This is a genomic window from Pseudoalteromonas marina, from assembly GCF_000238335.3.
Lineage (GTDB): Bacteria > Pseudomonadota > Gammaproteobacteria > Enterobacterales > Alteromonadaceae > Pseudoalteromonas > Pseudoalteromonas marina.
In genome coordinates, this window is record NZ_AHCB03000007.1 from 68,096 (window position 1) to 79,743 (window position 11,648).

General features: G+C 41.2%; 9 protein-coding genes. 5 read left to right on the plus strand and 4 right to left on the minus strand.

The genetic code is table 11. From position 1 onward, the window contains the following. Nucleotides 1-308: 308 nt before the first annotated feature. Nucleotides 309-809, plus strand: coding sequence for an RDD family protein (locus PMAN_RS11505; protein WP_006793701.1), 501 nt, complete (start codon nucleotides 309-311; stop codon nucleotides 807-809). A gap of 80 nt (nucleotides 810-889) precedes the next feature. On the opposite strand, the gene lptG is transcribed toward PMAN_RS11505, so the two are convergent. Both lptG and lptF read right to left on the minus strand, forming a co-directional pair. Continuing rightward, entirely contained in the window at nucleotides 890-1,957 is a 1,068-nt protein-coding gene (gene lptG, locus PMAN_RS11510; protein ID WP_010557830.1) for an LPS export ABC transporter permease LptG, read from the minus strand. Further along, nucleotides 1,954-3,066 carry an LPS export ABC transporter permease LptF gene (gene lptF, locus PMAN_RS11515; protein WP_006793703.1) on the minus strand — a complete coding sequence of 371 codons (1,113 nt, stop codon included), beginning with the start codon at nucleotides 3,064-3,066 and terminating at the stop codon, nucleotides 1,954-1,956. The genes lptG and lptF overlap by 4 nt, the downstream gene beginning before the upstream one ends. A 309-nt stretch (nucleotides 3,067-3,375) precedes the next feature. Here lptF and pepA point away from each other — a divergent pair, with 309 nt between their 5' ends. The 3 genes from pepA (at nucleotide 3,376) to PMAN_RS11530 (ending at nucleotide 8,392) form a co-directional block, all read left to right on the plus strand. Beyond that, nucleotides 3,376-4,887 (plus strand): leucyl aminopeptidase, encoded by a 1,512-nt coding sequence (pepA, locus tag PMAN_RS11520; protein ID WP_010557831.1) that lies wholly within the window; start codon nucleotides 3,376-3,378, stop codon nucleotides 4,885-4,887. Between the two features lie 149 nt (nucleotides 4,888-5,036). Further along, nucleotides 5,037-5,483: a DNA polymerase III subunit chi gene (locus PMAN_RS11525; RefSeq protein WP_010557832.1), complete on the plus strand. Its 447-nt coding sequence runs from the start codon at nucleotides 5,037-5,039 to the stop codon at nucleotides 5,481-5,483. A 53-nt stretch (nucleotides 5,484-5,536) separates the two neighbouring features. After that, complete coding sequence (locus PMAN_RS11530; protein ID WP_010557833.1) at nucleotides 5,537-8,392, plus strand: valine--tRNA ligase; 2,856 nt, start codon at nucleotides 5,537-5,539, stop codon at nucleotides 8,390-8,392. 108 nt (nucleotides 8,393-8,500) lie between these two features. Here the strand turns inward: PMAN_RS11530 and PMAN_RS11535 are convergent, their stop codons facing one another. Next, complete coding sequence (locus PMAN_RS11535) at nucleotides 8,501-9,778, minus strand: outer membrane protein transport protein (RefSeq protein WP_010557834.1); 1,278 nt, start codon at nucleotides 9,776-9,778, stop codon at nucleotides 8,501-8,503. Nucleotides 9,779-10,062: 284 nt separating this feature from the next. Here PMAN_RS11535 and PMAN_RS19160 point away from each other — a divergent pair, with 284 nt between their 5' ends. Further along, nucleotides 10,063-10,386 (plus strand): hypothetical protein, encoded by a 324-nt coding sequence (locus PMAN_RS19160; protein ID WP_168371048.1) that lies wholly within the window; start codon nucleotides 10,063-10,065, stop codon nucleotides 10,384-10,386. Here PMAN_RS19160 and PMAN_RS11540 read toward each other — a convergent pair. Further along, the gene (locus tag PMAN_RS11540) at nucleotides 10,346-11,614 is read right to left on the minus strand and encodes a cyclic di-GMP phosphodiesterase (RefSeq protein ID WP_033035124.1); all 1,269 of its coding nucleotides are present in this window, start codon (nucleotides 11,612-11,614) and stop codon (nucleotides 10,346-10,348) included. The genes PMAN_RS19160 and PMAN_RS11540 overlap by 41 nt on opposite strands. Nucleotides 11,615-11,648 lie beyond the last annotated feature (34 nt).

The window sequence follows — 11,648 nt, forward strand, 5'->3', positions numbered from 1 at the left end:
CTAAACACGAGAAGATAAAGAAAAACCACTTTAGAGCTTAGGATTATTTATGTGCCTTCGTCTCTATGCCAAGCATTATACAAACAATAGGGTTAGCAGCAAGCCTTTTATTACATAAGCATGATCAACCGCTTAACATTTAGGCAACTCTTAACATTTAAAAAAATTAAAGCGTCATGTAAACAAAGCACTTTAAAAATACAGATATTATTTAAACCAATAGTTAAATGATACCAACATACTATAGCGCTTAGTATTTTTGCGCTTTTTTGCTAAACTAGCCACACATTAACAGTGAGAGTATTTTTATGTCGGGTGAGTTTCCACGTGCTGGTTTTTGGCGCCGTTTTGCGTCGCTAATATACGACTCTTTAGTCGTCATTTCATTATCTATGCTAACCGCTATTTTGTACTTTGCTGCAATTCAAGTTTTAATTTCTACGGGCCTTATTGAGCAAACCGAAGGTCAAGACCCTGCTGCATTTATAGAGAATTCACCTTTACTAGATGGCATTCGCAGTGCGTTGTTTGTGGGCGTAAATGTTATATTTTTTAGTTACTTTTGGACCAAAAGTGGTCAAACAATTGGTATGCGAGCGTGGCGATTAAGAGTACAAACTAACGATGGCAATTTAATTAGTTGGTCGCAATCAGTTATTCGCTGCATGGGCGCGTTACTTGGTTTAGGTAACTTAGTTGTGTTAGTTGATTTTAAAAACAAAAAAGCCTTACAAGATTACTTATCTAAAACAGAGGTTGTTGCTCTTTCAAAAGAAGAGAACAAACGTATATACCGCGAGCTCGATTAATATATACACAGTAATAAAACCTCTAAAAACAAAAAAGGGTGACTTACTAGTCACCCTTTTTTATTTTTAGATATAATCGCTTATACCCGTTTATTCATCAAGTAGGTCGCAAAGCCTATAAAAATAACACTAGGCAGTACAGCGCCAATTATGGCAGGTATTTGGTAAACCATTACCACGGGACCAAATATCTCGTTTGTTAAATGAAACACAATGCCTGTTACAACACCCATAATTATTCGTGCGCCCATAGTTACAGTACGTAACGGACCAAATATAAAAGAGAGCGCAACCAGTAACATAACCGCAACCGACACGGGCTGCATAAACTTTCGCCAAAGAGCAATGTCATAGGTACTGGTATCTTGTTCATTTTGCTCTAAGTAGCTTAAGTACGACCATAACCCTGTAAACGAAAGCGACTCAGGCTTTACAGATACAACACCTAACTTTTCAGCGGTTAGTTGCGATGGGTAAAACTCTTCTGGGTGTAGTTCAGTAGTAATTAACTCATCCGTAATAATGACTTTGTTTACATCACGTAAAAGCCATCCATCTTTTCGGCTAATTGCCTCTTTAGCTTTAGTAATTTGAGTAAGCTCAAGTGAGCTATCAAAATAGTACATGTGCAAACCGTTAAGCTTACCGCTTTCATCCACATCTTCTATATTTATGAAGTTATTTCCATCTTTTGCCCAAACCCCTTTTTGTGCGCTAAACACATCTCCGCCATGTATAGCTTGGTTTCGCATTTCTTTTGCACGTAACTGTGCCTCTGGTGCTCCCCATTCGCCAAGCGCCATCATACAAATGGCCATAAACATGGCGGTTTTCATCACCGAACCAATAATTTGCAACCGCGACATACCCGCAGCTTGCATAACCACTAATTCACTATTTGAAGCAAGCGCACCAAGCCCTGTTAAGCCCCCAATGAGCGCAGCCATAGGGAAAAACACCACTAAATCACCAGGAATACTGTACAGCGTATACAGCATGGCGGTAATCAAATCGTAACTACCACGCCCTACCGATTTTAACTGTTCAATAAATTTAATTAAGGTACTGATGCCAACTAAAACCAACAAAGCAAAGCCTGTTGTTTGTAAAATGCTGCGGCCCAAATACCAGTCGAGTGTTTTCATCATGAGCTTAACTCCCGCTTAGTGACAACAGCTTTTAGCAAAGCGCCTATAGGGCGGCCTTTAATAATTAATAAGCCACCAATAAATAAGGCACTCAAGTGAATCCACCAAAGCCCAATTGACGGCGGTATTTTGCCATCTTCTATCGCGAATTTTGCGGCATTTAATAAAATAAAATACCCAAGATACAAACTTATAGCGGGTACCAATTTAGCAAATTTGCCTTGGCGAGGATTAACCACACTTAACGGCACTGCTAGTAAAGTAAGCAGCGGAATAGAAAGAGGAATAGCGATACGCCACTGCCATTGAGCAATAGACTCAGGCGTATTAATAGCAAGCAACTGATTAGTCGGCACAGCTTCTAACTTACGGCGTTGGTGTTCTATTTCTTGTTCACGAATTTGCACACTGTAACCATCAAACTCGGTCAGGTTTAATGCTGGTGTTGTTGCGTCGGTTTCGTATCGTTTTCCATCGGTTAACACTAACTGTTGCTCACCGTTTTGCGCTTCAATTACCACGCCTTGCTCTGCGTATACTAGTCGAGCTAATTCATCGTTATCACTATTTGGTAGCTGTGCAACAAACACTTTGTTTAGCTCTTTGCCACCATTTTCAATATTATGAATAAACACCACGGCTTTTTCGTTACCTGTTTCTTGGAAACGACCGGCTCTTAATGCTGACAGCCCTGCGTCAGCTTTAGCTTGTTCTTTTAATTGATACTCTTGCTCACTGGCCCACGGTGCTAGGTACATAGTTAATGCGCCAGCCAAAAGCGCCAAGCCTGCGCTTGATATTAAAGTTACACGCACTACATACCATTCGCTCACACCACACGCTTTTAATACTGTCATTTCGCTGTCGGCGTAAATACGGCTGTACGCTAAAATAATGCCTAAAAATATACTCAATGGAAGAATTAACGAGGCAAGTTGTGGTAACTTTAACGCAATCATCGACAGCACTAATTGAGCAGGAATGCTGCCCTCTGATGCGTCACCTAAAATAACCACCAGCTTTTGTGATAAAAAAATGGTCATTAAAGTTAAAAATACGGCGACCTGCGATTTTAAAACCTCAGCGGTCAAATAACGAAAAATAAGCAATGCTCGCCCCTGTTAAACTTAGTATTTCACTACAATAGTGAGTGTCGAATAGTTAAATAGCTATTTTGCACAGTTTATACCGACAAATAGGCTATTATTATAAGCCATCAAAATTAATTATCCTACCTAAGTGCAAGATATAATGTTGCATTAGTAGCCCTTAAGCATATAAAGTTCAATTACACAGTAAGAGTCGGTAAAAATCAGCTAAAATGAGTATTATCTCTACATAAGCTTAGCTACTAAGACTAGAAAATATTATTTTTGGCCTTATTTATTAGCTTAAATGACTCACAATCAGGAGCAACAATGGAATTTAGCGTAAAAAGTGGTAGCCCAGAAAAACAACGCAGCGCATGTATTGTCGTTGGCGTGTACGAACCACGCAGGTTATCCCCCATTGGTGAACAACTCGATAAAATCAGTGATGGTTACATTTCAAATTTACTTCGCCGTGGCGACCTAGAGGGTAAACCTGGCCAAGTTTTATTATTGCACCATGTCCCTAACGTGTTAAGCGAGCGTATTTTGCTTGTAGGTTGCGGTAAAGAGCGCGAGCTTGATGACAAGCAATACAAACAAATTATCTCTAAAACAATAAATACCTTAAACGATACAGGCTCAATGGAAGCGGTATGCTTTTTAACAGAGCAACACGTAAAAGGCCGAGATACTTATTGGAAAGTACGCCAAGCCGTAGAAACAACGCAAGATTGCTTATACACGTTTAATCAACTTAAAAGTAAAAAAGTAGACCCGCGTCGTCCACTTCGTAAAATTGTATTTAACGTACCCACGCGCCGCGAACTCACTATTGGTGAAAGTGCGATTGAGCACGGTTTAGCTATCGCTGCAGGCAGCAAGTTGTGTAAAGACGTTGCCAACATGCCACCCAACATTTGTAACCCAGCGTATTTAGGCGAACAAGCGCAAGAGCTTGCTACTAATTTTGATAACATCACCGTTGATATTATTGGCGAAGAAAAAATGGCTGAGCTGGGTATGAACTCATACTTAGCGGTTGGCCGTGGTAGTGATAACGAATCTGTTATGTCGGTTATTAACTACAAAGGTGCAAGCGACGAGCAAGCGCCAATTGTGTTAGTTGGTAAAGGTTTAACCTTTGACTCAGGCGGTATTTCAATTAAACCTGGCGAAGCCATGGATGAAATGAAATACGATATGGGCGGTGCTGCAGGTGTTATAGGTGCAATGCGCGCTTTAGCACAAATGCAATTACCTATAAACGTAATAGGTATTTTAGCTGGTTGTGAAAACATGCCAAGTTCAAATGCTTACCGACCAGGTGATATTTTAACAACGATGTCGGGGCAAACGGTTGAAGTACTTAATACCGATGCTGAAGGTCGTTTAGTATTATGTGATGCGTTAACCTACGTGGAGCGTTTTGACCCAGATACCGTTATAGATGTAGCCACCCTTACAGGTGCATGTATTGTAGCATTAGGTGCTCATGCAACAGGTTTGCTTGCAAACCATAACCCCCTTGCCCACGACTTATTGAAAGCGTCTGAGCAAAGTGGCGACCGTGCATGGCAGCTACCACTGTGGGACGATTATCAAGACCAACTAGAAAGCCCATTTGCTGATTTTACTAACTTAGGTGGGCGCGCGGCAGGAACAATTACCGCAGCGTGTTTTTTATCTAAGTTCACCAAAAAATATAATTGGGCGCATTTAGATGTAGCGGGTACTGCATGGCGAAGTGGTGCAAATAAAGGCGCAACAGGACGCCCTGTTCCTATGCTAACTCAGTATTTATTGAACAGAGCGGGTGTAAGCGAAGCAGCACACGATTAATTATCTGTTTAATTCAAAATAAGGCGCCGTTAGGCGCCTTATTTATTTGTGTATTAATTGAAGCAAACCCCGTTATATGGCAAAATCTGCCTCTTAATTTATGTGTATTAACCTAGTGCACATTCAATGTCATGGGAAAGCCCGATACAATGAACATGAACGCTAAATTTTTCGTTCTAAAGCAACAAGATGAGTCAAAAGCCCAGGCTGATGATCATTTTGCTTTGGCTGCACAAATAGCGGCCGATCAGTATCGTAATGGGCAACGTGTATTTATTTGTGTAGACGATAACGATACAGCCTGTGCCATTGATGAAATTATTTGGGCATTCGACCCAGACAGTTTTGTACCACACAATTTACAAGGTGAAGGCCCTAAAGGCGGAGCCCCTGTTGAAATTGGTATTACGCCACCCGTTGGCAACCGAAAAGTTTTAATAAACTTGGCCACTCAGCTACCTGATTACATTCGCCGATTTAACCAAGTTTTTGATTTTGTCCCCGTAGAACCTGTTGCTAAACAAGCAGCCCGCGAGCGTTTTAAAAAGCTACGCCAACTCGGTGCCAATCTCACCACGCAAGATATTAATAGCTAGCCACTCAGGCAAACTAACCAACTAATTTAAGTACTTATTTAAGGTTCTGTGTAATGGATAAAACCTACAATCCGCAAGATATTGAACAGTCTCTATATCAAGACTGGGAACAAAAAGGCTACTTTAAGCCATCTGGCCAAGGCGTACCGTATTCTATTATGATCCCGCCGCCAAATGTCACGGGTAGCTTACACATGGGCCACGCTTTCCAAGATACAATAATGGATACCCTTACGCGTTTTAAGCGTATGCAAGGTAACAACACATTATGGCAAGTAGGTACTGACCACGCAGGTATTGCAACGCAAATGTTGGTTGAGCGTAAACTACACGCTGAAGAAGGTAAAACTCGCCACGATTTAGGCCGTGAAGATTTTATTAATAAAATTTGGGAATGGAAAAACGAATCGGGCGGCACAATCACTAAGCAATTACGCCGCCTTGGCGCATCGGTTGATTGGGACCGTGAACGTTTTACGATGGACGACGGTTTATCTGAAGCGGTTAAAGAGGTATTTGTTCGCCTTCATAAAGAAAACCTAATTTACCGTGGTAAACGCCTAGTAAACTGGGATCCAAAATTACACACTGCTATTTCTGATCTTGAAGTTGAAAACAAAGACAAACAAGGCCACATGTGGAACTTACGTTACCCACTAGCCGATGGCGTTAAAACACAAGACGGTAAAGACTACATTGTAGTCGCAACTACGCGCCCAGAAACTATGCTAGGCGACTCAGGTGTTGCAGTAAACCCAGATGACGAGCGCTACACAGATTTAATTGGTAAAGACATTTTATTACCTATCGTTAATCGCCGTATCACCATTGTTGCTGATGAACACGCCGATAAAGATAAAGGCACAGGTTGTGTAAAAATAACCCCAGCTCACGACTTTAACGATAACGAAGTTGGCAAGCGTCACAAAATGCCAATGATCAATATTTTCGATAAAGACGCCGCTATTTTAACTCAAGGTGAAACTTACACCTTTGACGGCAAAGAGCTTGAGCTTGATGCGCCTATTCCAGCGCGTTTTCATGGGCTTGATCGTTTTGCTGCGCGTAAAGCGATTGTGGCTGAATTTGAAGAACTAGGCTTACTTGAAAAAATTGAAGACCACGGCCTAACCGTTCCATACGGTGACCGCTCAGGTGTGGTTATTGAGCCACTACTTACAGACCAATGGTATGTACGTGTTGCGCCACTTGCAGAACCTGCTAAAGATGCAGTTAAAAACGGCGACATTCAATTTGTGCCTAAGCAATACGAAAATATGTACTTTTCGTGGATGAACGACGTACAAGATTGGTGTATATCACGTCAGCTTTGGTGGGGTCACCGTATTCCAGCTTGGTACGACAGCGAAGGCAACGTATACGTTGGTCGCGACGAAGCGGAAGTTCGCCGCGATAACAACATTGCAGATAGCGTAGCACTTAGCCAAGACGAAGACGTACTTGATACATGGTTCTCGTCAGCGCTTTGGACATTCTCAACGCAAGGCTGGCCAGAAAACACCGATGATTTAAAAACCTTCCACCCGTCTGACGTGTTAGTAACGGGTTTTGACATTATCTTTTTCTGGGTTGCGCGCATGATCATGATGACGCTGCACTTTATTAAAGATGAAAACGGTAAACCACAAGTGCCGTTTAAAACAGTGTATGTTACTGGCCTAATACGTGACGACAACGGCGATAAAATGTCTAAGTCAAAAGGTAACGTACTTGACCCGCTAGACATGATTGACGGCATTGAGCTTGAAGACTTAGTACAAAAGCGTACTGGCAACATGATGCAGCCTAAACTTGCCGCTAAAATTGAAAAAGACACGCGCAAAGTATTCGCAAATGGTATTGAAGCTCACGGTACTGATGCGCTTCGCTTTACCCTTGCAGCAATGGCATCTACCGGTCGTGATATTAACTGGGACATGAACCGCCTTGAAGGTTACCGCAACTTCTGTAATAAACTATGGAACGCGAGCCGTTACGTATTAATGAACACAGAAGAGCAAGACTGTGGTTTTGCAAACGATGCACAAAAAGAGTACTCGCTAGCTGATCGTTGGATTTTAGGCCAATATGAAGCCACCGTTAAAACGTACACTGAGCACCTTGATAACTACCGCTTTGATTTAGCCGCTAATACACTTTACGAATTCACTTGGAACCAGTTCTGTGATTGGTACTTAGAGTTGACCAAGCCTGTATTATTTAAAGGCAGTGAAGCACAGCAGCGCGGTACACGTAATACACTCATTACAGTACTAGAAAGCCTACTACGTTTAATGCACCCAATGATGCCATACATCACAGAAACGATTTGGCAACGCGTTGCACCACTTGCAGGGCTCGAAACAGCGGGCACTAGCATTATGGTACAAGGCTTCCCTGTTTATAATGAAGCAAGCGTTGATGCCAAAGCGATGGAAGACTTAGAGTGGGTTAAGCAATTCATTTTAGCGATTCGTAACATTCGTGGTGAAATGGATATTAGCCCAAGCAAGCCACTGAGCGTATTACTTGCCAATGCATCAAGCGAAGATGTGCGCCGTATTGAAGAAAACAAATCATTCTTGGCATCATTGGCTAAGCTTGAAGAGTTTACAATGCTTGAAAACAAAGACGACGCACCAGCGTGTGCAACCTCTTATGTTGGCAACCTTGAAATTATGATCCCAATGGCGGGCTTAATTGATGTTGAAGCAGAGCTTGCACGTATCAACAAGCAACTCGAAAAAGCAGAAAAAGGCCTAGCGCAAGTGCAAAACAAACTCGCTAACGAAAAGTTTGTAAACAATGCACCAGAAGCCGTTCTTGCAAAAGAAAACGCTAAGTTAGCTGAATTCACCGATGCTAAAACTAAGCTGCTTGAGCAAAAAACGAAGATTGAAAGCTTATAATTTTAGTCACCTGCTAAAGCAATTTAGCAGGCATTAAAAAGCCGCTCACTTTAATAAAAGTGAGCGGCTTTTTTTGTGCCTAATGATTAAGCTAAAGGCACTTCTACATTAAAACGTGTAGTTGTACTGCGCGCCAATAAGCGTAGCATGACCTTTAGATTCAAAAGACCACTGCGAGCCTAAGTTATCTTTTTCAGTGTAGTTTTGTGTTTTACCACGAATAATACTCACGCCTAAATCAACGTTTGAGTTTTTATCGATGATGTAGTTACCACCAAAAGAGAACCAAAAGCGGTCTGTGTCTGGAATCGAGATTGATAAATGCTGTTGTGATACAGGCGACTCGTCAAACGCAATACCTGCACGTAACAATAGGTTTTCGTTGTACTGGTAGTCAGTACCTACTGAGTAACGAAGTGCATCAGAGAAATCTTCTGTTTTTTCAAATGCGCTAAACTTATCACCCGTTGGTGCTGTTACTTGTGCTTCCAATGAATCAAAGCTGCTCCAGCCAGTCCACAATACGCTGTAGTGCAAGCCTAATTTTTCGTCTAACTGATGTGAACCAGAAAACTCAGCAATAGCAGGTAGCGTTATTTCAACCGAACCAGGAAGTTCAAGCTGTCCGTCTAATCCACCAGGAATAAATGCAGAAGGAAGCTCGTTTGAGTATTCACCTTCAAACGTGATGTCAGTTTCTGTACGGTAGTTAAAACCAAAACGGCTGTTTTCGTCTAATTGGTACATTAAACCAACATTTAAGCCGTAACCAATATCATCACCTTCAAGGTTTACTGCATCTGTTGAAGCAGGGATTGGTAGAGCTGAAGCACCAAACTTACGAATAATTTTAGCTTCTGCATAAATTGCATTTAAGCCAATACCAAAGCTGAACTGCTCGCTTACTTTATAGGCAACGCTTGCGTTCATATTTACGGTTACAATTTCTGTTTCGCCCGCAATTTGACCTGCCGCGTAGTCGTCATCAAATTTTGTTGCTAAACCAAAGTTAGCAAATGCGCCAAAACCAACTGATACTCTGTCGTTTACTGGCATAGTGAAATAAGTTGCTGGAATAACAGCGCTAGGCGCAATGCTGTCGTCATCTAATGTATTCGGGTCGATGCCATTGTTTGTACCAGTGCCCTCAAGGCTAACATCTGGAACAACGGCTATAGCAGCAACACTTAGTTGCTTATCTTTAAATAAAGTCATTAAAGCAGGGTTACGTGCAACAACAGACGCGTCGTCTGCGATAGATGCTTCACCAGCATAAGCACGGCCTAAACCTGATGCGTTTTGCTCAGCTAATTGAAACGCAGCTGCAAAAGAGTCAGCTGAAACAAATGCAAGCGAGGCTGCGATAAGCGTTTTAGAAAATTTCATTGTTGTGTCCTTAACCAAACTCACTGTTTGGGTAGCTATGTGTGTTGTTACTTATATTCAAAACCCGGCTACACTACATTAATTTTTAGAAAAAAACTTCATGATCACACCAAAAACACCTAAAAAACACGTTTTTTAACTACATTTTAACAACTATTTAAAACTCATCGGATAAGAAATATGTTATTAGAGCAATTACTCTAAATGTAATTAATTATCATTTAGATTGACATGGATTACACCGCATTTTAAACTCTTTTTAAAATAACCAAAGGGTTAAAACTGTGCTGATTGTTCTAATTATGGTGGGTCTTATTTTTTGTGGAGCCAGTGTATTTTTCTTTTATAAGGCAAATTACTGCGCGTGCACACAGGCCGGACAATGCGACAACCCTGTTAATCGTTACTGGCTAGGCGCTATGTTAAATGCTGTTGTATCGCTCATATTTTGCTGCACAGCTTTACATGTAGAGCTTGGCACTTTGTTGTGGTTGTTACTAATGGGAAGTTGCTTTTTAGGCGCGTTTATATCAGCTCAGGCAAACCAAAAGCGCCGATGTATTAAGGCTAAACGAGCAGATGATCTTTTAACAAACGAGATAAGTTAATTTGATAATCCATGGGCTTTACACTAGCTAAAATTTTAAGCTCTTGGTTGTCGGTACTCAAATCTATATCTTTAGGCGTTACGTGATGATTATGCTTTGCATTATAAAATAATTTAACTTTTGGCTTAATAGGGTTTTGGGTATTTCCCTCTAACACGATTGCTAAACGCTCGTTAGTTAATTTAACAATACTTCCCACAGGGTGGACACCTAAACACTTTATAAAGCGCTGCACTAACTCAGCATCAAATAACTTGTTGCTAGCCAATAAGTAACGTAGTGCATTAATAGGCTCATCGCCTTCTTTGTATAGCTTATCAGCGGTCATCGCATCATATACATCAACAATAGCCATAATACGGGCAGCACGACTGAGCTTTTGCTCACTTACACCTCTGGGATAACCTGAGCCATCTAATCGCTCATGATGATTTACAATCATGTCCAACATGAGTGGCGTTACCCCCTCTTCCTCTTTTGCTAATATCAGCCCTTGAGATACATGCTTTTTTACCGCACTCATTTCAATATCGGTCAGCTTAGAGGGTTTTGATAGTATACCTTGTGGTATTTTAGCTTGGCCTAAATCATGGAGTAATGCGCCCATTGCCAATTGTTGAACAACCCCTTGCTTGTACCCTAAGTACTTAGCAAACACGGCGGTAAAAATGGCACAATTGATCATATGTCGCCAGTTATAATTGTGCTTGTCTTTTACGCGAGTAAGTATGGTCATAGCGTTGGTATTTCGAAAAACGGAGCTAACTATCTCACCGGCTATTTCATCAAGTACTTTTACATTAACGGCCATGCCTGCGGTTATATCTCCATATAGCGATTTTAATTTTTTACTATGGCGCTCGTAACCTTCACTGGCTGCAGCAAACTCTTGCTCAAGCGTTATACTTGCAGGTGTATTTACGAGTTTTGATTTATCCTTGGCAGGCTTTGCCTTTGTTTGGTCACTTAGTTTTGTAGACGCTAAATTTTTATTTTTTTCAGGGGACTTGGAAGTTGGCTTGTACTTAGCGGGGATGGCTACATCGCCTTTAGTAAAATCAATTAATAGCTCAAGCACGCCTTCTGTCGCTAAACGTTTTATAATCGATTTTTCACGAACCAAACCACTGGTTTTAATTTTTATTCCATTAACACCTTCATGTTGCTTAGTTACGCTATCGACATACATGCCGGGAACAAGTTCAGTGATAGGTAGAGTAATAAGCATAAAGGTATTTAAAATAGGTAATTAAACACCATTG